The organism is Chloroflexaceae bacterium, from assembly GCA_025057155.1.
Classification (GTDB): Bacteria; Chloroflexota; Chloroflexia; order Chloroflexales; family Chloroflexaceae; genus JACAEO01.
The window spans coordinates 108128-134051 of the sequence record JANWYD010000016.1; the positions used below are offsets into that span (position 1 = coordinate 108128).

Sequence of the window (25924 nt, forward strand, 5' to 3'; positions counted from 1 at the left end):
CCTCGTGTCCCTGCCTCTCCTTATTCGGTCGTCCCGCCATCACCGCGTGGGAATGACTAATTCGTTTGTAAACAACGTTTTTCGCTATACCCTCGCCCCCTCCCCAACCCTTCCCCGGCGGGGGAGGGCGCCTGCCTCCTCCCCCCCGTAGCGAGGTTCTCAGGTGGAGAGTTTTCCGGCGCATCCTCGGCTCGCATGCGCCATCCGGGGCATCGGGACGCCCAGCGCCCCCCGCTCCTGCGCGCGGGAGCGGGGGGCAGGGGGGTGAGGACCGTAAGCGCATGGGAATGCCGACAACCCCTGCTCGCTCGAAAAACCCCACACCTGAGAGGAGCACTACCCGCATCCTGGGCGGAAAACAGGCGAACGCGGCGACCGGGCAAGGGCCGGTTTGCCGCGTTCTGATGCGGGCATTAACTATCAGATGTTACCGAAACAGGGGCGAATCAGGAAACCGTCGGTGGAGCCGGCCATCGAGGCCGAACCAGTGCCCGGAGGGAGTGGCCATCAGCAAAAGCGCGACGACGAAGAACGGGGGCATCGAGGCATTGTAGTAGGAGCCAGCGGTGATGTTGCTGATCAGAAACAGGGCCAGGGCGGCGTTGGGGCGGACGGCCAACCCCAGCAGCATGCCCAGGGCCACGCTCACCTGGCCCAGGGTCAACACCCAGGCCACCGGGCGATGCCAGGGAATGGCAAAGTATTTGAGGTAGGCCGCCGAGAAGGAGTGGGGATCAATCTCGCTGAGGCGCCGCTCGAAGTGCTCGCGCATCACGGTGCTCGTCAACCAGCCGCGGGTGATTTTGTGGTACGCGCCGTAGAGGAAGACGGCGCCGAAACCGTAGCGTAGGGCCACCACCGTGCCCTTCGCCAGTTGCCGCACGCGCGGGTTCATCGTTGTCTCCGTGCATGTGAATTACGGTACCCCGGCGCATGGTAACGCGCCGTTCCATAGACTGGGGGTAAGGAACCGTCACTCCGGGGAAAGGTTCGGCAAACGAGAGGCCAGGCGTCACCCCTCGCCGAAATTGCCGGCCACCAGTTCGGCCAGGGCGGCAACTGCGGCGCCGGCGTCCTCGCCCTCGGCGCGGACGTGCACCCGGTGGCCGGAGAGCACGCCGAGTTTCATGACGTCGAGGATGCTCCGGGCATCTCCAACGGGGCGATCAGGGCGGTCGAGGTTGCGCACGCGGATGGCGCAGGGGAACCGGGCGGCGGTCTGCACGAATTCGCTGGCCGGGCGCATATGCAGCCCGACCTTGTTGGTGACGGTCAGGGTCGCCTCGACGACAGGGGCATCGGGCGGATCGGGGGGATCAGCGGGGCCACCCGGAGCAACTGGCGGGGACACGTCCAGGCCCTTGGCTTCGAGGGCCCGGGTGGCCGCGGCGGCCACGCCGGCCAGGTCCGCTCCCGGACGGCTGGCCTCGACCGCCGCCAGCACCGCCCCCTCGACCAGCGGCGCGCCGCTGATCAGGTAGGGCATCCCTGCCGCTTCCAGGGCCATCTCGGTGCTCAGTACGGCGCTGCCCAGGTCCACCAGGGCCAGAATGCCCTCTACGCCGCGCAGGGTCTCGATCGCCGCGGCGATCAGATCCACCGAGGTGCCCAGCGAGCCGTCGTGGGCGCCGCCAGCGGCAGCGATGGGCGTCCGGCCCCGGGCCATCTGCCCGGCCAGGACCTGCACGCCATGGGCCACTTCCGGACTGTGGGAGACGATCAGGATGCCGATCATACTTGCTCCTTTCCTGGCAAGAGCATGGAGAAGCCGGGTTTCCCCGCGCCTCTCCACTCGGCATTGGAGGTTGTTCCTCACCCTCCCCCCGGCCCCCTCCCTCTCCACCTGCGGTGGAGAGGGAGGGGGCGCCGAGCGCAGCGAGGCAGGGGAGGGCGAGGACCGCGAGCCTACAACAACCCCAGCTTCCCGGCGACATAGACCACCTCGGCCCGGTGGTGGACATTGAGCTTTCGCATGATATTTCTAAGATGAAATTTAACGGTGCTTTCACTGATGGCGATCTGTTCGCCGATCTCGCGGTTGGAGAGACCGCAGGCCAGCAGGCGCATGACCTGTTGTTCGCGTTCGGTAAGCAGGGTCTCCCGCGATTCGCCGGGATTGGAGAGACTTTTCATCACCAGCGAGGCGGTGCGGGTGTCGAGGGCCGACTCGCCGCGATGGACGGCGCGCACGCTCTTGATCAGATCGAAAGCGTCCACGTCTTTCAGCACGTAACCGCGGGCGCCGCTGCGGATGGCCCGCAGCACAAGCTGGTCGTCGAGGAAGGTGGTGAGCACAATTACGTTGGTCTGCGGATAGTCGGCGCAGATGCTCTGGCACAATTCGAGGCCGCCCTCCACTCCCTGAGCGCCAAGGCTGAGGTCGAGGAGCACCACATCGGGATGTTCCTGAGCGATCAGGGCCAGGGCCGTACACGCGTCGCCCGCCTCGCCGACCACTATGATGCCCGGCTCCAATTCGAGGATTGAGCGCAGGCCATGACGCACAATGGCATGGTCGTCCACGATCATCAGCCGAATGGGGTTGCTCATACGTCCCTCCTGGCCCGGGACAGTGTTCAAAGGGTTCCTCAAGAATCTGGCATCAGTGGGTGCAACCTTCAAGGTTGCGGTGCAACCTTGCAAGGTTGCACCCACCTCACCTCTGCCAGCCGGCTACCCCGGCAGATCCTGAAGCGGGACGACGACCCGCACCTCGGTTCCGCCGCCGGGGGGGCGGAGAATGGTCAGCGCGCCGCCCAGTTCCTGGACCCGTTCGCGCATATTGCGCAAGCCGAAGTGGGCCGCGGCGCCCTCGGCCGCGGCGGCGCTCAGGGCCTCGTCGGGAATGCCCACCCCGTCATCGGCGACCACCAGGTGCGCGGCGCCGGCATCGAAGCGCAGGGCAATGGTGATCTGCCGGGCGCGCGCGTGCTTGTAGGCATTGAACAACGCCTCCTGCGCAATGTAGTACAGCCCGCTGGCAAGCTGGACGCTCACCATAGGCGGTACGTCCGCCGTCTGCAATTGTACGCTCAAATTGGTAGTCTTCTCAAAATCAATCGTCAGTTCTCGCAGAGCCGCCACCAGGCTCGACGGCGCGCCATTGGACCCGTTGATCGGTGAGAGCTGGAAAATCGTCGCGCGCATGCGGGTGACGGCGCTGCGGGCCATCTCCTTGGCATTGCAGATGCGCTCGTAGACCGGCGACTGAGGATCGAGTTGCACCCGGCACCACTCCAGGTTCATGCCGATGCTGATCAGGTGCTGGGCGACGCTATCGTGCAGGTCGCGGGCGATGCGGGCGCGTTCGCTGTTGAGGATCTCGTTCTGGCGGGCGGCGGCCAGGCGGTGGCGGGCCTTGGCGAGCTGGCGGTTCTTCTCCTCCAGTTCGGTCTTCTGGCGCAGGGCGTCTTCGTAGAGCGCCAGGGCCTGCGCGCGCAGACGTTCGCTCTCTTCGTACAGGCGAGCATTCTCCACCGCCACGGCGGCCTGGTTGGCCAGGGTGCGCAATACCGAGAGTTCGCGCTCGTCCATCGTAAAGCCAGCCTGCAGCGCCACCACCAGTGCGCCGACTACCTGGTCGCTCAGCAGCATCGGCGCGCCGAGGACGCGCGTCCCGGCCCCGGCTTCACGTATCACCAGGGTTTGCTGGCCCAGCACCTGGGTGATCGCGCCTTCGATCTCAGCCAGATCCGCGACGGCGTTAAGCGGCTCGACGCCGCGGGCAGTGCGGCGCATCCCCCAGCGGGCGGCCTCCGGCGCATGCAGCACCAGCACAGCCAGGGAAGCGTCGAAGTGCTGCAAGGCCACCTCGACCACCGCCTGGGCCAGGCACCCGACGCCCCGGGTGGTATTGCACAGGGCGCCGGAGATCATCGCCACCGAGGCGATGGCCCGGTCGAGCCGGCGTTCGTTCTCGCGGTACTCGCTGTAGTAGGTGCGGCGAGAGGCGCTTACACCGATCAGGCTCTCCAACAGATGCTCGCGCGCGCTGTCTTCCATACCACGACCTCACATTGCCGCGTAGAACAACTGCATCACCGCCTCGACGCTCGCCTCGCGCGGGTTGGTGGCCATGCAGGCATCGTGCATGGCATTGGCGCTCAGGGTGGGCAGGTCCTGCTCCCGCACGCCGAGGTCAGACAGGCGCTTGGTCAGCCCCACATCGGCGATCAGGGCGCGCACGGCCTCGATGGCCATGGCTCCGGCCTCCATCGGCGTCAGGCCCGCGACGGGCAGCCCCATGGCCTCGGCAATGGTCGCATAACGCTCCGGACAGGCGGGCAGGTTGTACTCCATCACCGTCGGCAGCAGAATGGCGTTCAGTTCGCCGTGGGGCTGGTCGAGCAACCCGCCGACCTGGTGGGCCATGGCGTGGGTTGCCCCCAGGATGGCGTTGGAGAAGGCCATGCCGGCGTGGAGGCTGCTGCGGGCCATGATCTCCTTCGCCTCCAGATCGGTCTGGCTGGCGACGGAGCGCCGCAGCCCGGCGACGGCAAGGGAGATGGCACGCAGGGAGTGAACTTCGGTGAGAAAGGTGGCCGCGAGGGAGACGTAGGACTCGATGCCGTGGGTCAGAGCATCCATGCCGGTGCTGGCGGTAAGCCAGGCATCCTTGGTGGTGAGCAACAGCGGGTCAGTGAGCGAGATATCGGGGATGAGCGACTTGCTGATCAGCGTCATCTTGATGCGCCGGCGGGTGTCGGTAATCACCGCGAACTGGGAAACATCGGCCCCGGTGCCAGCGGTGGTGGGAATAGCGACCATCGGCGGCAGCGGCCGGGTGATGCGGTCAATGCCCTCGTAGTCGTGGATGCGACCGCCGTTAGTGCTGAGCACCGCGATGCCCTTGGCGGCGTCAATGCAACTGCCGCCGCCAAGGGCCACCAGCGCGTCGCAGCGTTGCGCCCGGTAGAAGGCGGCCCCCGCTTCGACCTCGTGGTCCTTGGGATTGGGAGTCACCCCGGTCCAGATCGCAAAATCAAGGCCCTCTTGCTCGATAACCGGAAGCATCTGTTCGAGCCAGCCGGCGGCGATGATGCCGGGATCGCTGACCACCAGCACCCGGGTGGCGCCGAGCCGCCGCGCAGCCTTGCCCGCCTGCTCAAGCACGCCGCAACCTACAATAATTTCGGGAAGGGTAAACTTGCAAACCTGCATACAAGCCGTCCTGGCCGGGCGATGTGCCGGGGCGGATCAGCTCCCGTTCGTCACCGGGAGACCTGACCCTGGGAGTTTCCCCCCAATCGAAAGCGTCCAACACGATCGCGTGCGCGCGACGCCGCGCCTGCTCCCTGAGTTGCCTGGGTTGACCGGGTATAACCTGGATTATAGGTTTTTTCCCTTCCCCTGTCTAGTTGGACAGGGGGATATTCTCACCGGTCGTTGAGGAAAGGTTTGCACGGTCAGTGGGTGACAGAGGGGCAGCGTATCTGCTACAGTCCAGACTACCCAGATCTACCACAAATGCAGCGTGATCCGATGCGGCGCCGGCGGGCGTAGTGTATCGCGTGGCGCACGAGCGAAGGAGGTTCGTATGGAAGGCTCCCCGACCGCCCTGGAGGAGTTGGAAGCAGGCGCGGAGATCCTGGCGGAGGCTGATGCGGTTGACGGGCTTGAGACGCCCCTGGCGGACGTGGACGCGCCGGAGATCCTGGCCGAACTGGTGGTCGAAGAAGTGAGCATTGACGGGATGTGTGGCGTGTATTGAGGCGCGAACGGGTCGTCGAAAGAATTCGGGAGGGCTGCGCCCTCCCAGAAGCATCCTCATCTCATACCGTGCAGCGCAGAAGAAACTGGTGCGATACGATGCAGCGACTCGAAGGTAAAGTTGCTCTGATCACCGGCGCGGCCCGCGGTCAGGGGCGGGCGCATGCCCTGACCCTGGCCCGCGCAGGGGCCGACATCGCGGCCCTGGACATCTGCCGCGATCTGCCGTACCCGCGCTACCACCTGGCAACCCCTGAGGATCTGGAGGTGACGGCGGCGGAGGTGCGCGCCCTGGGCCGCCGCTGTCTGAGCCTGATCGCCGATGTGCGCAGCGCCGCCGAGATGGAGGCGGCGGTGCAACAGACCATTGACGCCTTCGGGCACATTGACATCCTGATCTGCAACGCTGGCGTCGCCGATATGGCCATGACCTGGGACATCACCGAGGAGTGGTGGGACATCATGCTCGATGTCAACCTGAAGGGCGCCTGGCTGGCAATCAAGTATGTGGTGCCCCACATGCTGGAGCGCGGGAAGGGCGGGCGCATCGTGATCACCTCGTCGGTGGCGGGGCTGAAGGGGATGGCCGGGCTGGCCCATTACTGCGCGGCGAAGTGGGGCGTGGTGGGCCTGGCGCGCAGCCTGGCGATAGAAGTGGCCCACGCCGGCATTACGGTTAATACCATTCATCCGACGGGAGTGGATACGCCGCTGATTGCCGGGATGGCCCGCGCCGCCGGCATGCTCCGCCAGGAACTGGTTGACCAGCTACGCGAGGACAATCTGTTGCCCGTGGCCCTGGTAGACCCGCAGGACATCGCCAATGCCGCCCTGTGGCTGGTCTCCGACGAGGCGCGCTACGTTACCGGCCTGGAGCTTAAAGTTGACGCGGGCCAGATGATCAAGTGCCCGGCCTAGAGCATTTCTCAGAAAGGTTGATGCAGAGGCGCGACGGTGCAACGTGTTCCTGGTAGTGATGCCAGCCTTTGCGGTATTGCATCCTACCGGTCACGGATGGTCGGGAAGCCTCTGTTCAGGGCAGGCGAGAAATGCTGTAGCCGGCGAAGAGGCAGGCAGCCGATGGAACTGACCGCGATCTACCGGCTCGCGCCATACGCCGCCCTGCGGGCCGAGCGCTTCGGCGGGTTGATCTACCGGTATGACAACCGCCGGTTATACTTTCTGCACGCGCCCGAGCTGGTTGGCCTGTTGAACATCCTGGACGGCAACGTGACCCTGGGCGCGGCGCTCGAGGCGATAGGCGCGCCCGAGCCGGCCCGTGGACGCTACATCCGCGCCCTGGCGCAGCTCGAGAGCCTGGGCGTGATCGTCAGGATCACAGCGGAGGACTCCCAACCACCTGCTCCGTCCGCCGTTACGGCAAGGAGCGCGCTGGCCTGATCGCCGCTGAGCGGGAGAGGGCTGCCATGGAAGACGCCGATCCTCACCAGGCGAACACCCCGACGCGCATCGTCATCGCCGATGACTTTGAACTGGTGCGCATCGGGTTGTGTACGGTGTTGAAGGCCGAGCCGGATATGAGCGTCGTGGGGGTGGCGAGCGATGGTCAGGAGGTGGTGGACCTGTGCGTCCGGCTGCGACCCGATGTGGCCATCCTTGATGAACGCATGCCCGTGCTTGGAGGGATCGAAGCAGCGCGGCGGATCAGGCCGCTGGGAACGCGGGTGATCGTCCTTTCGCCCCTCGGCGAGCGGCTGGATCAGGCGCGCATGGCCCGCTACGGGCTGGACGGCTGGCTGCTCAAGAACATCAGCCGCGCCGCCCTGGTCGAGGCGGTGCGCCAGGTGCGCCAGGGCCAGACGTTGATCAGCGCGCCTGATGAGGCGTCGCGCCTCAACCAGATCTACAGCCCCACGCCGCCTGTTCCGGAGACGCTGACCCCGCGCGAACTGGATGTTCTGCGCCTGCTGGCGCGGGGCAAGACCAACGCTGAGATTGCCAACGATCTGGCCCTCAGTCGCGGCACCGTGAAGGCGTATGTTGAGCAGATAATCGCCAAATTGCACGTCAGCGGGCGCACCCACGCCGCCGTGCGGGCCGTTGAGATGGGGTTGCTGCGTATGGCCGATGAGTGATGCGATTTTGGATTTTGGATTGCCTTTTATGGCGTCTTGATGAGACGTGAGGATGGGGCGATTCCGGAGGGGCGCGCCTTCTCAGCCGCGACCGCTTCCGAAAAGACCGGCGGGGCGCCCTGGTTTCCGCATATGCTGGAAGCAGTAATTATGACGCGGTGCGAAATAGATTTCGACGTAAAATACCTGCCATATGGCAGTAGGCAAAACTTTTCACTATTAACTATACTCTAACCGCCCTGTTAAGCGTTCGCAATTCCACGACCTCGACCTTATAACGCAAGGTTGCGCCACATAGCCGTTGGGGATCGAGTTTCCCAGGGATGTGTATTATGCTCTCCCGTCTGGCCAGCGGGAGCTGGTTCGATAACACCCGGCGCCGGGGTTCGGTCTCTCCGTGCGGAGAGACCGGTTCGCAAGCCAGATCTGGCGAGATCCCGATGAGGGGGTGTCCGGGCGGGCGCCTGGCCTTGCCCACCGCCGCTTGAACAAAGGAGTCAAGACGAATGGAAGCGCACAAGCTCTGGCAGTTCCCGATTAAGGAGTTCCACCCGTTCCCACGCGCGCTGATCGGTCCGGGGGCTTATGAGATGGTTGGCGTCGAGGCGAAGAAGCTCGGCTTCAAGCGCACCCTGCTGATGACCTCGGGCATCCGCGGCACCGACCTGGTGGAGGACGTCGCGGGCAAGCTCCGCTACCAGGGCATTGATGTGGTGATCTACGATAAGGTCGAGTCGAACCCCAAGGACTATAACTGCATGGAGGCCGCTGACCTCTTCATGCGCGAGAAGTGCGATAGCTTCGTTTCCGTCGGCGGCGGGAGCGTGACCGACGCGACCAAGGGCGCGCGTCTGGTGGTCGCCCACGATGGGCGTCACATCAATGAGTTCGACGGTTTCAACAAGTCGGACCCCGACCGCCAGAAGAACCCGCCCCACATCGCCATCAACACCACCGCCGGCACCGGATCGGAGACGAGCTGGGCTTTCGTGATCACCGACACCACCTCCGAGCGCGCCCCGCGCAAGTGGCTGGGCTTCGACGACAGCTGCATCGTCACCCTGGGGATCAACGACCCTTATGTGTTCAAGACGATGCCGCAGGATCTGACCGCCTTCTGTGGCTTCGACGTGCTGGCCCACGGCTCGGAGCCGTATGTCTCGCGCCTCGACTTCCCCGCCAGCCTCGGCAGCGCCCTGAAGTGCATCGAGCTGGTGGCCCAGAATCTGCGCGAAGTGGTCGCCAACCGCAACAACTTCGAGGCCTGGACCAACATGGTCTGGGCGCAGTACATCGGCGCGCAGGCCTTCAATAGCGGCGGCCTGGGCATCATTCACTCGATCTCCCACGCCGTCAGCGCTTACTACGACACGCACCACGGCCTGAACAATGCCATCGCCCTGCCGCGGGTCTGGGAGTTCAACCTGCCGTCGAACTACCGGCGCTACCGCGACATCGCCCGCGCCATGGGCGAGAAGGTGGACGGGCTGAGCGACGTGTCGGCTGCCGAGCGCGCGGTCGAGGCCGCCATCCGCCTGGCCAAGGACGTGGGCATTCCGCCGAACTTCAAGAGCATCGGCGAGTACAGCAAGTCGCGCCTGGGCAAGGGCATCTACGAGAAGTGGTGCGGCCCGCGCATCGTCGGCGATGACAACGACGTAGACCGCGTCTCCAAGCACGTTCTCGGCGACGGCTCGACCCCCGGCAACCCGCGCGAAGTGACCTACGAGTCAGTCTGGCCGGTAGTGGCCCACGCTATGCGCGAGTCGTACTACTAGGCGGCATCCTCCGGGGAGCGCGGGAAGGGCCTGGCCCCTCCCGCCTCCCCTCACCCTGGCATACCAGTTCCTGTTGATAGAGAGTGCATGCCCATTATCGCCAGGTCTCATCGGGACGCCAGATACGGCAATCCAAAATCCAAAATCGTAACAGGTTCCATCGCCGCCCTTCAGCACACGGAGCAGACGCCAGTGTTTGAAACCATTGACCAGGTGGTGACCCTCCTGCGCCAGCAGCGCTACATCTGCGACCGCAAGCTGGCGACGGTGATCTTCCTCGCCCTCAAGATGAACAAGCCGGTGCTGATCGAGGGGCCGGCGGGAGTCGGTAAGACCGAACTGGCCAAGACGGTGGCGCGGGCGCTCAATCGCAGGCTCATCCGCCTGCAATGCTACGAGGGGCTGGACGAGGCCCGGGCATTGTATGAGTGGGAATACGGCAAGCAGTTGCTCTACACGCAGATCCTGCGCGAGAAGATCGGCAGCCTCTTCGCCGAAATGGAGGACCTGCGCGCCGCCGTGGAGTACCTGCGCCAGCACGAGGATGTCTTCTTCTCGGAACACTTCATGGTGCGCCGCCCGATCCTTCAGGCGATCGCGTCGCCGGAGCCGGTGGTGCTGCTGATTGATGAGATTGACCGCGCCGAGGAGCAGTTTGAGGCATTCTTACTGGAGGTGCTGAGCGACTTCCAGGTGACGGTGCCGGAAATCGGCACCATCGTCGCCCGGCACCCGCCGCTGGTGTGCATCACCGGCAACAACACCCGCGAGTTGAGCGACGCGCTGAAACGGCGCTGCCTGCATCTGGCGATCGGCTATCCCGACGAAGAGCGCGAACTGGAGATTATTCGCCTCAAGGTGCCGGAGCTGCGCGAGAGCCTGGCCCGCCAGGTAGTGAGCCTGATCCGCCGCATCCGCGCCATGGATCTGCGCAAGGCCCCCAGCATCAGCGAGACCCTGGACTGGGCCCAGGCCCTGGTGCTGCTCAACGCCGAGCAACTGAGCCGCGAACTGGTCGAAGAGACGCTGCAACTGATCCTCAAGTACGACCGCGATGTGCAGCAGGTGAGCGCCCAGCTACCCGTATTGCTCGATGGCGCCCCCGGCGCCGCGCGGCCAACCTTCGACAACATGGATCTGCGCGAGCAGCAGGAACGCTACCGCATCAACGAACGGGCCTATTTCAGCTCCCGCCGGGAGGAGTAATGCGATTTCGGATTGGGGATTTGGGATCTTGGATTGCCGTCTATGGTGTCTCAGTTGAAGCTTGAGGCTCCTTCTCTTCTAAGCTCTTAGGCCCCCACCCCGACCCTCCCCCGCCGGGGGAGGGAGTCCGGCGCCTCCCCCCAGCGGGGGGAGGTTAGGAGGGGGGCCGGGCCGCGAGTAGCACCTGATGTGTTCGAGCCAGACCGGAGTATTCGGTATGATGGACGTCCCGATCACGCGCTTCGTCGCGCTGCTGAAACGCCACGGCATCGCCGTTTCGCCCGCCGAGGCGATAGACGCCCTCCAGGGGCTGGCCCTGGCGGGGATTGACGACCGCGAGACGGTGCGCGTGGTGCTGCGCAGCACGCTGGTGAAGCAGTGCCAGGCCATCGCCGAATTCGACCGGTTGTTCGACCTGTACTTCAGCCTGCCGGCCCCCGCTGAGGACGGCTCGCCGGAGGAGCGGTCCGGCGCCGGCTCCACGCTCCTGCCCGACGCGGGCGGCGCAACCGTTCCCACGCCGGAGGGGGCGCGGGCGGAGCTTGCTCCGGTCGAGATGGAGACGGATCGCACCACTCGCGCCCCGGTGACGCCAGAGTACAAAGGGGTGGATCTCTCGCTCTTCGGGCAGCATCTGCTCCTCCAGCAGCGCAAAGACGCCGGCCAGAACGGCTACAAGCCGACCTTCCACGTCAACGCCCGGCACAACCCCGGTATGCCCGCCGGAGGAGAACTGAGCACGGGCGACCCCGGCGAGGAGATCGATCTCGGCGGCGCAGTGGAGGCCCTGCTCGCCGACCTGCGCGCGCTCGAAGTGGACGAGGCCCTGCTGGAGCAACTGGAGGCCCGGCTTGCCGGGGGCCTCACCCGGCTGCCAGAGTTGCTGCGGCGCTACCGCGTTCGCGACGCCGCCCTGCATCGCGCCCGCGACCCCGCCGCGGCTCCGCCCCGCGCCACGCGGCGCACTTACCGCTTCAACGACCACGAGCGCCGCCAGATGGACGAGATCATCCGCCGCCTGGGCCGGCAGATGCGCGGCGCGCTCTCCTACCGCAAAACCGCCAACCGGCGCGGGCGGATCAACGTTTCGCGCACCATTCGCGGCAATCTGAAGTACGACGGGGTGCCCTTCTTCCCCGTGCTCTCCAACCAGCGCGAGGAGCGCCCGCGCCTGACGGTGATCTGCGACGTCAGCCTGTCGGTGCGCACCACGGCGCGCTTTATGCTCCACCTGGTCTACAGCCTGCAATCGCTCTTCAGCCGGGTGCGCAGCTTTGTCTTTGTGAGTGATCTGGCCGAAATCAGCGCCGAGATCGAACGCTCCAGCCTCGAGGAGACGATCGATCGCGTCTTCAGTGGCGAGATTATCAATACCGAAGAGAACAGCAATTACGGCCGGGCGCTGGAGATCTTTTACGAGCGCTACCGCTCGGCGGCCACCAGCCGCACCACGCTGATCATCCTGGGGGATGGGCGCGGCAATCGCAACCCGCCCAATGCCTGGATCCTGGAAGAGTTGCGCCGGCGCTGCAAACAGGTGATCTGGCTGACCCCCGAGTCGCGCGGGAGCTGGCACATCGGCGCGTCGGACATGCCCACGTATGCGCCGATCTGCCACAAGGTCGAAGTGGTGCGCAACCTCGACCAGTTGGGGCGCGTGGCCGAGAGCCTGGTGCGTAGCTCGTTTGCCAACCGGAGATAGCCATGATCCCCCTGGTCCTGTCACCCTGGCGCCACGCCGCCCTCACCGCCTGCCTGGCCAGGAACCTTCCTGCCACGGCCGGCAGCCAGCATTTTACAGTGTACCGCCTGGAACCGGCCCCCCATACCCCGGCCGCCGGCCCGGAACTGGTAGTGGTGCATACCTTCCGCCCTGAGCAGATTGACAACAACCTCGGCTTCTATGTGGCTAACGAACTGCTGCCCCTGCTGAGCGTCGCCCGCGGGCGCCTGCCGGAGCCATCGTCCGCCGATGACCCCTTCGTCCACGACCAGCAGACGCTCTTTGAGCAATGCGTCGGGGCCATTGTGCGCTCGATGGACGGCGACGAGCGCCGCGCCTGGCATCGGTTTTATGTCAACTCCCTGGCCGCCCTGGAACGGGCCATGCAGAGCGACCAGCCCGCCGCTGATTTTATCGGCCCCTTCGCGGTGATCTACCGCAGGTTGATGGACCTGGCCCGTGGAGCGAGCCTGCTCGACGCCGGGACCTGTTTCGGCTTCCTGCCCCTGCTCATGGCAAGCCGGGGCGGTCCGCCGGACACCATTGTCGGCTGCGACCTCGACGCCGCCCTGGTCGGCTTCGCCAACGCCTATGCCCGGCGCGCCGGGCTGGCCAACGTCCGCTTCGCTGTCGCCGATCTGCTCGGCGACGACCTGGCGCGCCTGGGGTGCTTCGACACGGTGACCTGCGTGCACGTGCTGGAACACCTGACGCCAGCGCAAACCCTGACTGCCCTGCGCGCCCTCTGGCAGCTTACCGCGCGGCGCCTGATCGTGACCGTGCCCCTCGAAGAGCAGCCCGATCCGCGCTTCGGCCACCGCCAGACCTTCACCACCGAACGCCTGGCGATCCTGGGCCGCGAACTTGGGGGCCGCTTCCAGACCTTTGAATTGCATGGCTGCTGGCTGGTGGCAGACCGGTGAAAGGATCACTATGAGCTATGAAATCTTCCGCCAGGGCCTGGATGCACCGATCTGTCTCACCTGGGAACTGACCTACGGCTGCAACCTGCGCTGCGTCCATTGCCTATCGTCGTCGGGCCGGCCCCATGCGGGGGAGCTGAGCACCGCCGAGGCGCGCGCCCTGATTGACGAGTGGGCGGCAATGAAGGTGTTTTATGTCAATGTGGGCGGCGGCGAGCCGATGAGCCGGCCCGATTTCTTTGAGTTGATGGACTACTGCCTGGAACGGGGCATCGGGGTGAAGTTCAGCACCAACGGCACCTTGATTGATGCCGCTGCCGCCGCCTGGATCGCCGCCCGCGACTACCTGGACCTGCAGATCAGCCTCGATGGCGCCACCGCCGAGACCAACGACCCGGTGCGCGGCACGGGGGCCTTCCGGCGGGCGCTGCGGGCTATGGAACTGCTGGCGGCTGAGGGCTTTCCCTTCAAAATCAACACCATCTTCACTCGCCAGAACGCCCATCAACTCGACGACCTCTACGCCCTGGCCCGGCGCTACGGCGCGCACCTGCGCGTCACCCGCCTGCGACCCTCCGGACGCGGCGCAGCGGTGTGGGAGCGCATGCGCCCGACCCATGCCCAGAACCGCGCCCTCTACGAATGGCTGCTGGCCCACCCCGATGTGATGACCGGCGATTCATTCTTCCACCTCTCGGCCTACGGCACGCCGATTGACGGCCTGAACATGTGCGGCGCCGGGCGCATCGTCTGCTGCGTAGACCCGGTGGGCGAGGTCTATGCCTGTCCCTTCGTGCTGGCGCCGGAGTTTTCGGCGGGCAATGTGCGCGCGCCGGGGGGCTTCACCCATATCTGGCGGCACGCCCCGCTCTTCGCTCACCTGCGGCAGTGGCAGGTGGGCGGCGCGTGCCGGCAGTGCAACGCCTACGCCCTGTGTCACGGCGGCTGCATGGCGGTCAAACACTTCACCGGGCGCTCGCTCGACGCCCCCGATCCCGACTGCATCTTCGGCGGCGATACGGCGGCGCTGCGCAGGGGCGTGATCCCTCTGCAGCAGTGGTAGCGCTTCTGGAAATGAGGAGACCATGGCTGAACTCTTCGCCCCGTTGTTCCAACCCTTGCGCCTGGGACGGAAAACTGCGCCCTCGCGGATCGTCTTCGCTGCGCACCAGACCAACTTTGCGCGCCACAATTGCTTCGACTCGCGTCACGCCGCCTACTACACGGCGCGCGCCCGCGGCGGCGCGGGGGTGATCATCCTCGAGGGCAGCGTGGTGCATCCCTCCGACTGGCCCTACGAGTATGCGATCTTTGGCTACGATGAGCGCATTGTGCCCACCTACCGGATGATCGCCGACGCCCTGCGCCCCTACGGCCCGGTGGTGCTGGCTCAACTCACCCACAGCGGCATGCAGGGCACCAGCCACTACTCCCAGGCGGCCCTCTGGGCGCCCTCGCCCGTCCCCGATGTCAACAGCCGCGAGGTCCCCAAGGAGATGGAGCCGGAGGACATCGCCGCGGTAATTGATGGCTTCGCCACGGCGGCGCGCTACGCCATCGAGGGCGGTCTCGACGGGGTGGAGATCAACGCCGGACCGGAGAGCCTGGTGCGCCAGTTCCTCTCCCCCCTGACCAACCAGCGCCAGGATGAGTACGGCGGCCCGCTGGAGAACCGCCTGCGCTTCGCCCGCGAGGTGATCGCCGCGGTGCGCCGCGCTGTCGGCGACGAGGTGGTGGTGGGCCTGCGCCTCAGCGGCGACGAGCACGCCCCCTGGGCGGGCATCAAGCCCGGCGACGCCGCCGAGATCGCCCGCATCCTCAGCAGCGAACAGCAGATTGACTACCTCAGCGTCACCAGCGGCAGCATCTACACCCCGCACCTGATCCGCGCCGGGCTGTACATGCCTCCCGGCTACGCCCTGCACCTGGCCGCCGAGATCAAGGAGGCCGTGCGCATCCCCGTCTTCGCCCAGGGCAGCATCGTGGACCCGCGGCAGGCGGCGATGGTGCTGGTGGAGGGCCGGGCCGACGCGGTGAAGATGACCCGCGCCCTGATCGCCGATCCCGATCTGCCGCGCAAGGTGCGCGAGGGGCGCGCCGAGGACGTGCGCCAGTGCATCCTCTGCAACCAGGATTGCGTGGTGCAGAGCGTGCAAAACCCGCGTCTGAGCTGTTCGATCAATCCCGCCGCGGGCCACGAGGCCCACGCCGAGTTCGCCACCCTGCCCCCGGCGGTGCGCCCGAAGCGGGTGATGGTCATCGGCGGCGGCCCGGCGGGGATGGAGGCCGCCCGCGTCGCCGCCCTGCGCGGCCACCGCGTGACCCTCTACGAGCAGAACGAGATCCTGGGGGGCGCGCTGCTTCTGGCCTCCGCCGAACCGGGCCGCAAGCGCCTGGAGTTGATCGGCCAGTGGCTTGAAGCGCAGATCCGCAAGCTCGGCGTGACGATCAAGCTCGGCGTGACGGCCACCTTCGAGACCGTGCGCGCAGAGATGCCCGACGCGGTGATCGTCGCCGTCGGCGGCGTGCCGGTGCTCTATCCCGGCGTGGATTTTGACAATAGCGTGCCGGTGCTCAACGAGCGCGACGTGCTCGGCGGCGCGCCCCTGCCCCCCACCGGCAAGGCTGTGGTGCTCGATGAGATCGGCGACCACGACGGCATGGCCGTGGCCGAGTGGCTGGTGCAGAAAGGCTGGAAGGTCGAGATCGTCACCCGCGACATGTTCTGCGGCCAGCGTCTCACCGCCACCCAGGAGCTGACCGCCTGGAACCAGCGGGCCTGGAGCAAAGGGGTGGTCTTCCATCCCCAGCGCGAGGCCGTGCGCGTCACCAACCGGACGCTGATCATGGTTGATCGCTTCAGCCGCGAGGAGGAGCGCATCGAGCAGGTGGACCTGATCGTTGACGTGACCTACGACCGGCCTGATGAGACCCTGTACTTCACCCTGAAGGAAGCGGGGTTCGGCAGCGAGGGCATGCCCGCTCTGTACCGCGCGGGCGACTGCGTGGCCCCGCGACGGATCGGGCAGGCCATCCTCGAGGGCTATCGCGCTGGAAGGGCGGTGTGAGATGAACCAGGGCGCCCGTCTGCTCTTCACGCCGATCAAGGTCGGCAGCCTGACGCTCAACAATCGAATTGTCTTCTCGGCGCACCTCACCAACTACGCCGAAGGGTATATGCCCTCCGAGCGCCACGTGTACTACTACCGCGAACGGGCGCGCGGCGGGGCGGGGCTGATCATTACCGAGGAGCACTCCACCCACCCCACCGATCATCCCTACGAAAAATTGATCCACGCCTTCAACCCGGCGGTCATCCCCGGCTACCGGCAGATCACCGCCGCCGTTCACGCCGAGGGCACCCCCATCCTGGCCCAGATCAACCACAACGGCGGCCAGAGCAGCGGCATGTTCACCCGTCTGCCGGTCTGGGCGCCCTCGTCGGTGGCCGACCCGATGTTCCGCGAGGTGCCCAAGGCGGTCGAACTGGAAGATATTCAGGAGATCATCGCCGGGTACGCCCAGGTGGCCTACCATACCCGGCTTGGCGGCTTCGACGGGGTGGAGCTGCAATGCTCCCACTCCTCGATCGTGCGCCAGTTCCTCTCGCGCCACAACAACCTGCGCACCGACGGCTACGGCGGCGGGCTGGAGCAGCGTATGCGCCTGCTACGCGAGATCATCGCCGCCATTCGCGCCCGCGTCGGGCGCGACTACGTGCTCGGCGTGCGCCTCTGCGGCGACGAGCTGATCCGCGACGGCATCGTGCTCGACGAGGCTGTCGCCGCGGCGCGCATCCTGGAGGCCGACGGGCTGATTGACTACATCAACACCAGCATCGGCACCGCGACCCATACCCTCTACATGATTGAAGCCTCGATGCACATCCCGCCGGGCTACGCTTTGTTCATCTCCTCGGCTATCCGCAAGGCGGTGCGGCTCCCGGTCATTGGCGTGGGGCGCATCAAGGACCCCATCCAGGCCGAGCGGGTGTTGCAGGAGGGTCACGCCGACCTGGTGGGGATCGTGCGCGCCCAGATCGCCGACCCTGAGTTCGCCCGCAAGTCGCGCGAGAATCGCGTCGAGGACATCCGCCTGTGCCTCTCGTGCAACCAGGAGTGCGTCGGGCGCATGGGGCTGAACCGCTGGATGGGCTGCATCGAGACGCCCGCGACCGGCCGCGAGAAGGAGCTGGGCATCGGCACCCTCAAGCCCGCGCCGCGCCCCAAACGGGTGACCGTGGTCGGCGGCGGGCCGGCGGGTCTCAAGGCCGCCGTCATCGCCGCCCGGCGCGGCCATCGCGTCACCCTCTACGAACGGCAGCCAGAGCTGGGCGGCCAGGTCAATCTGGCGGTCAAGGTGACCAACCGGGCCGAGTTCGGCGACCTGGTGCGCAACCTGCTCCACGAACTGCACCAGCTCGATGTAAGCGTGCATACCGGGGTGACTGCCGACGCCGAGATGGTGCTGGCCGGGCAGCCCGACGCGGTGGTGATCGCCACCGGCTCCACGCCCGACCGCAACGCCTTCCCCGGCGCCGATGGCCCCGAAGTGGCCGACGTGACCGACATTCTCGCCGGGCGGGTCAGGGCGGGCAGGCGGGTCATGATCATTGACCGTCTGGGCTTCCACGAGGCCACCAGCGTGGCCGAATACCTGGCCGAGCAGGGCTGCCAGGTGGAAATTGTTACGCCGACGCTCTACGTGGGCCAGGACCTCGGCATCACCCTGGACCTCGAAAACTGGTACCGCCGCGCCCGGCGGCTCAACATCGTCTGCACGCCCAACGTCTCGGTGCTCAACGCCGCCAACGGGGTGGTCACAGCGGTGCACAACTACAGCGGGCAGCTTATCACCTTCGCCCCGGTGGACACCATCGTGCTGGCGGTGCAGCGGCGCGCCGACGCCGGGCTGTACTTCGCGCTGAAGGGGCGCGTGCCGGAACTGCATCGCATCGGCGACGCCCTGGCCCCGCGCCGGGCCCATGCGGCGATCATCGAGGGCGAGCGTGTGGGACGGGCATTGTAGGGCCGAAGCAGCGGCTCCGCCACTGCTTTGGCCCTACCGCGTACCATCCGGTCGTGATGCGTTGACAGGGAGCATCTATGCAAATCGTGGTAATCGCCGAGACCGAGCACGGCGCGGTGACGCGGCCCTCACTGGAGTGCGTCGAGGAGGCCCGCGATCTGGCCGTCGCCCGCGACCTGCGGGTGCGAGCGCTGCTGCCGGGCGCCGACCTGGAGGAACAGGCGGCCACCCTCGCGGCGCACGGGGCCGACGAGGTGACCTTGATCGAACACGAGGCCCTGGCCCGGGCCAGCGCCGATGCCTGGCTGGCGGCGCTGGAGCCGGTCATCCGGCCCCTGAGCCACCGCTCCTACGGCGGCCTGCTGCTCCTGGCCCCCGACACTAGCCACATGCGCGCCTGGCTGCCCCGGCTGGCGCTGCGCCTCCACGCCCCCCTGGTGAGCCACTGCCTCGAAGTGCGCCAGGACGGCGCCGAGCTTGTGTTCGTGCGCCCCACCTACGGCGGGGCGCGCCATGAGCATATGGTCTGCCCTGGAGCGGCGGTCATCTGCGCCACCCTGGCGCCCAACGCCCGCGGCATCGGGCGGGGCGACGTGCGCCGGCGCCCCCAGGTGAGCCACGTTCATCCCGCCATTGACACCGCCCGCCTCCGCGACCGGCCCGTGCGCATCATCCCCGCCGACCCGCGCACGGTTGACCTGCGCGAGGCCGAGCGCATCGTCGCCGGCGGCCTGGGGCTGGGCGGTCCGGAAGGTGTGGCGCAACTCTGGGAGCTGGGCGACCGGCTACGCGCGGCAGTGGGCGGCACGCGCGTCATCTCTGACCGGGGCTGGCTGCCGACCGATCGCTTCATCGGCACCACCGGCAAGATCGTCGCGCCAAAGCTCTACCTGGCCCTGGGCATCTCCGGGGCCAGCCAGCACACCTCGGGCATGAACGGCAGCGAAACGGTGATCGCCGTCAACATTGACCGCACCGCGCCCATCTTCGGCCTGGCCGACCTGGGCATCGTGGCCGACGTGCGCCAGCTCATTCCCGCCCTGCTGGAACGCCTGACATCCGAACGACAGCACGATACTGCGGACAACGACCACAACCGCCAGGTAGCGGCTTGAAGGATACGCTATGGCTTTGCTGAGCAAAGAGGCTTCACTGGCGCTGGTGCGGCGGGTGCACCGCCTGATCGGCATGCAGAACGGCGTCACTCTGCACGGCGCGCCGCAACCCCGGCCCCGGCGCAACGCGCCGCGTCCGGGCGCCGAGCATTTCGATGTCATCGTCGTTGGCGCGGGGCCGGCCGGCAGCGCCGCCGCCCTGGTGGCCGCCCGCGCCGGGCTGAAGGTGCTGCTGCTGGAACGCGGCGAGTACCCCGGCTCAAAAAACGTCTCCGGAGCGGCCTTCTACGGCAGCGCCATCCTGCACGAACTGATCCCCAACTGGTGGGAACAGGCTCCCGTCGAACGCTACCTGACCCGCCGCGTGCTGGCCTTTATGACCGCCGACACCTCGGTGGCGATTGACTTTCGCACCACCCGCTTCGCCGAGCCGCCCTACAACGGCTTCAGCATCCTGCGCCCGAAGTTCGACCGCTGGTTCGCCGACCAGGCCGTCGCCGCGGGCGCCTTTCTGCTCAACGCCGCCGTGGTGGACGAGGCGCTCTGGGAGGACGATCAGGTGGTGGGGGTGCGCGTGCGCCGCGACGAGGGCGACCTGCGCGCCAACGTGGTGATTGCCTGCGATGGCGCCAATTCCTTCCTGGCCAAGCATGCCGGCCTGCAACGCGAGTTCCACGCCCACGAGATGTCGCTTGGCGTCAAGGAGGTGCTGGCCCTCGACGAGCACGTCATTCGCGAGCGGTTTCATCTCCACGACAACGACGGCCTGGCCATCGAGTACATCGGGGCCATCACCGAGGAAGTGAGCGGCGGCGCTTTTCTCTACACCAACCGCGACAGCCTCTCCCTTGGCGTCATCGGGCAGATCTCCTCCCTGGCCGAGCATAAGCGCCGGCCCTACGAGTTGCTGGAGACCTTCAAGCGCCACCCTTCGGTGGCCCCGCTGGTAAGGGGGGGCAGGGTGCGCGAGTACTCGGCCCATATCATCCCCGAAGCGGGCTGGAACATGCTGCCGAAGCTCTACACCGGCGGCATGCTGGTGGCGGGCGACGCGGCGGCGCTGTGCTTCGTGGCCGGGCTGTACCTGGAAGGCATCAACTACGCCATCCAGTCGGGCATCGCCGCCGGTGAGACCGCCGTGATCGCCCACCAGGAACGTGACTTTTCGGCCCGTTCGCTGGCCCGCTACGTCGAACGCCTGCGCGCGCGCCACGTCCTCACCGATTTCGCCAATTATCGCCACGCTCCGGGGCTGGTCAACAGCCCGCGGCTGCAAAATCGCTACCCGGAAATCATCGCCGCCGCCGCCGAGCAGGTCTTCCGCGTCAACGGCGGTCCTAAACGCAAGATTCTGCCCATCGCCCTCGATACGCTCCGTCGCGCCAATATCTCGCCCATGCACGTGCTCCAGGATGCCTGGCAAGCAGGGAGGTCATTCGGATGGTGAGCATTCCTCTGGAAGAACGGATGCGCACGGTGCGCTTCAAGGTGGACGACCGGCCGCACATCGTGGTCAACGCGGCGGTGTGCAACAATTGCTCCGTGCGGGCCTGTGTGTATGTCTGCCCGGCCAATCTCTTCGTGCCGCTGGACGATGGGGGCATTCTCTTCAACTATGAGGAGTGCTTCGAGTGCGGAACCTGCTACATCGCCTGTAATCAGGAAGGGGCCATCCAGTGGTCGTACCCGCGGGGCGGCTATGGGGTCACCTTCCGGGAAGCGTGAGGCGATTTTGGATTTTGGATTTTAGATTTTGGATTGCCGCATGTGGCGTTCCAACCAGGTGGTGCATCCAGCAAGTTTTCGAATGGGAGGGTCCGGGAGGGCTGGGCCCTCCCAGAAACCCGCCTCCCGGCCCTTTCGTGCAGCAGGACTTGCCGGATGCGCCAGCAGGGCTAACGATGATTGGTCTGTAAACAAAGTCTTTTGCTAAACCTCCGCCCCCTCCCCAACCCTCCTCCGCCGGGGGAGGGCGCCCGGCCCCTCCCTGGGAGGGGGGCGGAAACGCCGGGGAACGCACTTTACGGACCAGGGATGCCACGCGGTCTCATCAATGGGAATTGATACAATGCGCATCGCCGTCTGTTTGAAACACGTGCCCGATCCGGCCACAGTCGAGGTTGATCCGCTGACCGCGGCGCTCGACACGCGCCGTTTGCTCTACATTGCCGGCCCCGCCGACACAGCGGCCCTGGAAGTGGCCCTGCGTCTGGCCGGCGCAGAGGGCCACGTCAGCGCGCTGTGCGTCGGCCCGCCCGCCGCCGACGCAGTATTGCGCCAGGCCCTCGCCGCTGGCGCAGCGGAGGCGCGGCGGCTCTGGGCGCCGTTCCTGCCCCTCCAGTCCCCGGCGCAGACCGCCCTGCTCCTGGCCGCGGCGCTGCAACGCGGCGAGACCCCCGACCTGGTGCTCTGCGGCGCCCGCAGCAGCGACCATGGCAGCGGCCAGGTTCCGGCCTTGCTCGCCGAGTTTCTCGACTGGCCGGTGGTGTGCGATGTCACCCGCATCACCCTCGAGGGAGACGTGGCGCGGGTGCAGCGCCGCCTCGACCGCGGAGCGCGCGAGGAACTGGAGGTGCGCCTGCCAGCCGTCCTGGCGGTCGAAGCGGGCATCGCTCGCCTGCGCCACGCCAGCCTCACCGGGCTGATGCGCGCCGAGCGCGCCGCCATCCCTGTCAGCGATCTGGACGACCTGGCGCTGGAACCGTCCGACCTGGCCTTCCCTGCCCCGACCGCGCGTATGGTGACCCCGCCGCGCCCGCGCACGCGCCCGATCTTCACCCCTGACAGCACCCGCCCGGCCCACGAGCGCATCGCCCAGATCATCTCCGCCGGGGTGACCCGTAAATCCGGCAAGGTGCTGGAAGGTCCTCCTGATCAGATGGCCGATGTGGTGGTCGAGTTCCTTAGAGAAAGGGGTTTCATTTAATCTGTAATCCTGTGTGGGGCAATTCTGAGAATTGCCCCACAGAATGACCCATGTCTACATCCATGGCATATCAGTCTAACCTGGCCCATCTGACCTGGCCCGAGGTGGCCCGTGCTGTGGCCGAGGGGGCCGATACCGTGATTCTGCCCCTGGGGGCCACCGAGCAGCACGGTCCACACCTGCCCCTGGGCACGGATACGCTCCGCGCCGAGGCCCTGGCCCGGCGCCTGGCGGCGCGGCTGCCGGGGGCGCTGGTGGCCCCGGTCCTGCCCATCGGCTGCTCGGACGAGCACGCGGGCTTTCCCGGCCTCTTGAGCCTCGACGCCGCCACGCTCGCCGCCGTGATCGTGGATTGCGCGCGGCGCGTGGCTGCCTGGGGCGTCACCCGGCTGGCGATCGTCTCGGCCCATGGCGGCAACGGGCAGGCCCTGGCCCTGGCTGCCGAACGCCTGCGCCGCGAACTGCCCGCCCTGCGCGTCTGGCTGCCTGCGGAGACCCTCGCGCCCGACGAGGCGGTCCTGGCTGTCGCTGCCGACGAGGGGATCGCGCCCGAGGAGTTCGGTCTTCATGCCGGGGAAGGCGAAACCTCGGAAGTGCTCTGGCTGCGCCCCGACCTGGTGCGCCGTGAGGCCGCCGAGGCCGGGTACCGCGGCGATATGGCAACGATTGTGGAAACGCTGCAACGCCTGGGCCTCAAGGCGGTGACGCCCAACGGCGTGCTCGGCGACCCGGCGCGCGCCCGCGCCGACCGTGGCGCGCGCTATCTGGAGGCCCGGGCCGGCGCGCTGGCAAAGGAACTGCTCGCGTGATGACGCCGTCTGCGACTATTCAGAGTGACCGCCGCCAGCGCTGGGCCGCCGCGCTGATCCTTCCCGGGCAGCCCGACCTGGCCCGCAGCCTGGTGGCCGAACTGGCCGCGTTCCTCGAGCTGCCGGTGGACGCGGTGGAGGCTCGCTGCCGCCGGGCCGCCGGTGAACTGGCGCGCGCCTGGCGTGAGCAGGCTCCGACTACTCCGGCAGCTATCACCGACTTCTACCGCCACGGTGACGCTTACCTCTACGACCTGACCTGGTGGCACGCCCTGGTGGAGGACGACAGCGCCCTGGTGCAGGTCGAGGCCCTGGAGGCGGCCCTGGCCCGCCACGCCCGCAGCGCGCTCGACTTCGGCGGCGGCATCGGCTCGCTGGGGCTGGTGCTGGCTCGCCACGGCCTGGAAGTGACCCTGGCGGACATCAACCCGCGCCTGAACGAGTATGCCCGCTGGCGCTTCGCCCGGCGCGGCCTGCCGGTGCGGGTCATTGACCTGCCCCCCGGCCCGCCGGATCTGCCCGCCGCGGCCTTCGACTTTATCAGCGCGGTGGATGTCTTTGAGCACCTGCCCGATCCAGGCGCGACGCTGGCGGCCCTGGCCGCGGCTCTGCGGCCCGGCGGCACCCTCTTCATCCATCTGCCCGGCAACGCCGATCCGAACCATCCCATGCACCTCTGGCGCCGGCCGGCCACCCTTCTGCGCCACCTGGAAACCGCCGGTCTCTGGCTGGAAGGCGAGGGCAGCCGCATCGAGCAAGGCGGCAACATCCGCCTGCTGCTGCGGCGCGGCGAAGGCCCGCGCTACCGGCTCAACCAGGGTTTGGAACTGCGCCCCGACGCGGCGGGCGGCACGCTGCTCTCCCTGCGGCCCCTGGTGGCGCTGCGTCTCAACCGGCAGGCTTTCGCCACCCTTGCCGCCCTCAACGGTGGCAGCACCGCCCTGGAACTGGTGGCCGCGCATCCCGAGTTGTCGCTCCCCGAAACAACGGCCTTCCTCGACGCCCTGGCCCGGCGGCGCGTGCTCATCAAACACGTCCCGCCGCCGCAGCGCCTGCCCGCCGTCACGGCGATCGTCCCGGCCCACGGCCGCCCGGAGGCCACCCGCGCCTGCGTGGAGTCGCTGCTGGCCCAGGACTACCCCGCGGAACTGCTGGAGGTGATCGTGGTTGACGACGCCTCCGATCCGCCGCTGGCCCCGGCCCTGGCCGGGCTGCCTATTCGCCTGCTGCGCCAGGACCAGAACATTGGCCAGTCGGCGGCCCGCAACCACGCGGCGGAACTGGCCCGCGGCGAGGTGCTGGCCTTTCTCGACAACGACTGCGTCGCCGCCCCCGACTGGCTGCGCACCCTGGTGGCTGCGCTCGACGAGCCGGGGGTGGAGATCGCGGGCGGGCGAGTGCTGGCCCCTCCGCCGGAGGGGCCGGTGGCGGCCTTCGAGGCCGCGCGCTCGCCGCTGGACATGGGGCCGGTCAGCGGGCCGGTCGGCCCCGGCGAAACGATCACCTACATGCCCTCGTGCAATCTCGTTATCCGGCGTAGTCTGTTACTGCGCGTCGGCGGGTTCGACCCGGCGATGCGCCTGGGGGAGGACGTTGACCTGATCTGGCGGGCGCTGGCCACGGGCGCGCGGGCGCGCTACGTGGCCGAGGCCGCGGTGGTGCATCACCACCGCGTGCGCCTGGGGGCGCTGCTGCGCCGCCGCGCCGACTACGCCTCCTCGGAGGCCGACCTGCAACGGCGCCACCCCGCGGGCCGGCGCACCATGGCCCTCCCGCGGATGGCCCTGGCGTTCCTGGCGGCCCTGATCGCCGTCTGGAGCGCCCCGGCCCTGGCCGGGTTGCTCGGCGCCGGCATTGCCGTGGCCCTGGCGCGGGAAGTCGGGCGCAAGCAGCGCGAACTGCGGCGGCACGGCGTAAGCCTGCCCTGGGGCCGGGTGAGCGCCGCGGTGCTGCTGCAACATCGGGCCGCGTTCTACCACCTGGGGGCCAATGTCACCCGCTACTACAGCCTGCCCCTGCTGGCCCTGGCCCTGCTCTGGCGCCCCTTGCTGCCGGCGCTGCTGCTGCTGTGTCTTACCCCGCCGACGCTCGACTACTACCGCCTGCGCCCGCGGCTCAGCCTGCCGTTGTTCATTGGATTGTACTGGCTGGAACTTGGCGCCTACCAGCTTGGCGTCTGGCGCGGCTGCCGGGAGCGTCGCACCCTGCGCCCCCTGGCGCCGGCTCTGGTGTAAGGATGGCACAAATCTTTTTTACAGGCTGGTTTACCCCCGTGGACGCAACCTTGAAGGTTGCGCTGCCGCTCTTGATTCGGTGGAAACCCTGTCGCACTGCAATCGTCTACCGCTAGCACAAGGAGGCACCTATGACCCTCGGCGGCTTCGCCAATCGCATCGCCCACGTGGACCTCTCCGCCGGCACGGTGGAGTACCGCGGCATTCCGGAGGCCTGGGCCCGCAAGTACATCGGCGCCCGCGGCCTTGGCGTCCGCTACCTGCTCGAAAACGGCCCCCAGGTCGACCCCCTCGGCCCCGACAACCTCCTCTGCTTTATGAACGGCCCCCTCACCGGCACCGAAGCCAATATGAGCGGGCGCATGGCCATCGTCACC

At 67.4% G+C, this 25924-nt stretch carries 23 protein-coding genes; 18 read left to right on the forward strand and 5 right to left on the reverse strand.

Going from position 1 to position 25924, the window contains the following annotated elements:
• Positions 1 to 427: 427 nt before the first annotated feature.
• The 5 genes from NZU74_15115 to NZU74_15135 all read right to left on the reverse strand — a co-directional run bounded on the left by NZU74_15115 (position 428) and on the right by NZU74_15135 (position 5160).
• A complete protein-coding gene (locus tag NZU74_15115; protein ID MCS6882664.1) occupies positions 428 to 895 on the reverse strand; it encodes a DoxX family membrane protein in 468 nt (155 codons plus the stop codon).
• Between the two features lie 117 nt (positions 896 to 1012).
• Positions 1013 to 1735: a dihydroxyacetone kinase phosphoryl donor subunit DhaM gene (gene dhaM, locus NZU74_15120; GenBank protein ID MCS6882665.1), complete on the reverse strand. Its 723-nt coding sequence runs from the start codon at positions 1733 to 1735 to the stop codon at positions 1013 to 1015.
• A gap of 170 nt (positions 1736 to 1905) precedes the next feature.
• Entirely contained in the window at positions 1906 to 2550 is a 645-nt protein-coding gene (locus NZU74_15125; protein MCS6882666.1) for a response regulator transcription factor, read from the reverse strand.
• Positions 2551 to 2673: 123 nt separating this feature from the next.
• Positions 2674 to 4002 carry a GAF domain-containing sensor histidine kinase gene (locus tag NZU74_15130; protein MCS6882667.1) on the reverse strand — a complete coding sequence of 443 codons (1329 nt, stop codon included), beginning with the start codon at positions 4000 to 4002 and terminating at the stop codon, positions 2674 to 2676.
• Between the two features lie 9 nt (positions 4003 to 4011).
• On the reverse strand, positions 4012 to 5160 hold the full coding sequence (locus NZU74_15135) for an iron-containing alcohol dehydrogenase (protein ID MCS6882668.1): 1149 nt from the start codon (positions 5158 to 5160) through the stop codon (positions 4012 to 4014).
• A gap of 376 nt (positions 5161 to 5536) precedes the next feature.
• Here NZU74_15135 and mftA point away from each other — a divergent pair, with 376 nt between their 5' ends.
• The 18 genes from mftA to NZU74_15225 form a co-directional block, all read left to right on the forward strand.
• Positions 5537 to 5710 carry a mycofactocin precursor MftA gene (gene mftA, locus NZU74_15140; GenBank protein MCS6882669.1) on the forward strand — a complete coding sequence of 58 codons (174 nt, stop codon included), beginning with the start codon at positions 5537 to 5539 and terminating at the stop codon, positions 5708 to 5710.
• A gap of 98 nt (positions 5711 to 5808) precedes the next feature.
• Positions 5809 to 6627 carry a mycofactocin-coupled SDR family oxidoreductase gene (locus tag NZU74_15145; GenBank protein MCS6882670.1) on the forward strand — a complete coding sequence of 273 codons (819 nt, stop codon included), beginning with the start codon at positions 5809 to 5811 and terminating at the stop codon, positions 6625 to 6627.
• A 162-nt stretch (positions 6628 to 6789) separates the two neighbouring features.
• The gene (gene mftB, locus NZU74_15150) at positions 6790 to 7110 is read left to right on the forward strand and encodes a mycofactocin biosynthesis chaperone MftB (protein ID MCS6882671.1); all 321 of its coding nucleotides are present in this window, start codon (positions 6790 to 6792) and stop codon (positions 7108 to 7110) included.
• Between the two features lie 26 nt (positions 7111 to 7136).
• Positions 7137 to 7805, forward strand: coding sequence for a response regulator transcription factor (locus tag NZU74_15155; protein MCS6882672.1), 669 nt, complete (start codon positions 7137 to 7139; stop codon positions 7803 to 7805).
• Between the two features lie 506 nt (positions 7806 to 8311).
• Positions 8312 to 9583: an NDMA-dependent methanol dehydrogenase gene (gene mdo, locus NZU74_15160; protein MCS6882673.1), complete on the forward strand. Its 1272-nt coding sequence runs from the start codon at positions 8312 to 8314 to the stop codon at positions 9581 to 9583.
• Between the two features lie 192 nt (positions 9584 to 9775).
• Entirely contained in the window at positions 9776 to 10789 is a 1014-nt protein-coding gene (locus NZU74_15165; GenBank protein MCS6882674.1) for a MoxR family ATPase, read from the forward strand.
• A gap of 217 nt (positions 10790 to 11006) precedes the next feature.
• Positions 11007 to 12491 carry a VWA domain-containing protein gene (locus NZU74_15170; GenBank protein MCS6882675.1) on the forward strand — a complete coding sequence of 495 codons (1485 nt, stop codon included), beginning with the start codon at positions 11007 to 11009 and terminating at the stop codon, positions 12489 to 12491.
• A 2-nt stretch (positions 12492 to 12493) separates the two neighbouring features.
• On the forward strand, positions 12494 to 13435 hold the full coding sequence (locus NZU74_15175; GenBank protein ID MCS6882676.1) for a class I SAM-dependent methyltransferase: 942 nt from the start codon (positions 12494 to 12496) through the stop codon (positions 13433 to 13435).
• Between the two features lie 10 nt (positions 13436 to 13445).
• Complete coding sequence (gene mftC, locus NZU74_15180; protein ID MCS6882677.1) at positions 13446 to 14498, forward strand: mycofactocin radical SAM maturase; 1053 nt, start codon at positions 13446 to 13448, stop codon at positions 14496 to 14498.
• Between the two features lie 22 nt (positions 14499 to 14520).
• Positions 14521 to 16503: a mycofactocin system FadH/OYE family oxidoreductase 2 gene (locus tag NZU74_15185; GenBank protein ID MCS6882678.1), complete on the forward strand. Its 1983-nt coding sequence runs from the start codon at positions 14521 to 14523 to the stop codon at positions 16501 to 16503.
• 1 nt (position 16504) lies between these two features.
• The gene (locus NZU74_15190; protein ID MCS6882679.1) at positions 16505 to 18463 is read left to right on the forward strand and encodes a mycofactocin system FadH/OYE family oxidoreductase 2; all 1959 of its coding nucleotides are present in this window, start codon (positions 16505 to 16507) and stop codon (positions 18461 to 18463) included.
• 77 nt (positions 18464 to 18540) lie between these two features.
• Entirely contained in the window at positions 18541 to 19578 is a 1038-nt protein-coding gene (locus tag NZU74_15195; protein ID MCS6882680.1) for an electron transfer flavoprotein subunit alpha/FixB family protein, read from the forward strand.
• Between the two features lie 10 nt (positions 19579 to 19588).
• Complete coding sequence (locus tag NZU74_15200) at positions 19589 to 21025, forward strand: FAD-dependent oxidoreductase (protein ID MCS6882681.1); 1437 nt, start codon at positions 19589 to 19591, stop codon at positions 21023 to 21025.
• The gene (locus tag NZU74_15205) at positions 21019 to 21303 is read left to right on the forward strand and encodes a hypothetical protein (protein ID MCS6882682.1); all 285 of its coding nucleotides are present in this window, start codon (positions 21019 to 21021) and stop codon (positions 21301 to 21303) included. Before NZU74_15200 ends, NZU74_15205 begins: the two co-directional genes overlap by 7 nt.
• A 343-nt stretch (positions 21304 to 21646) precedes the next feature.
• Positions 21647 to 22504, forward strand: coding sequence for a hypothetical protein (locus NZU74_15210; GenBank protein ID MCS6882683.1), 858 nt, complete (start codon positions 21647 to 21649; stop codon positions 22502 to 22504).
• Positions 22505 to 22566: 62 nt separating this feature from the next.
• Positions 22567 to 23313 (forward strand): mycofactocin biosynthesis peptidyl-dipeptidase MftE, encoded by a 747-nt coding sequence (gene mftE / locus NZU74_15215; GenBank protein MCS6882684.1) that lies wholly within the window; start codon positions 22567 to 22569, stop codon positions 23311 to 23313.
• Positions 23313 to 25547, forward strand: coding sequence for a mycofactocin biosynthesis glycosyltransferase MftF (gene mftF / locus NZU74_15220; protein MCS6882685.1), 2235 nt, complete (start codon positions 23313 to 23315; stop codon positions 25545 to 25547). The genes mftE and mftF overlap by 1 nt, the downstream gene beginning before the upstream one ends.
• A 131-nt stretch (positions 25548 to 25678) precedes the next feature.
• Positions 25679 to 25924: aldehyde ferredoxin oxidoreductase (locus NZU74_15225; GenBank protein ID MCS6882686.1), on the forward strand; the 246-nt coding region annotated here is incomplete at its 3' end.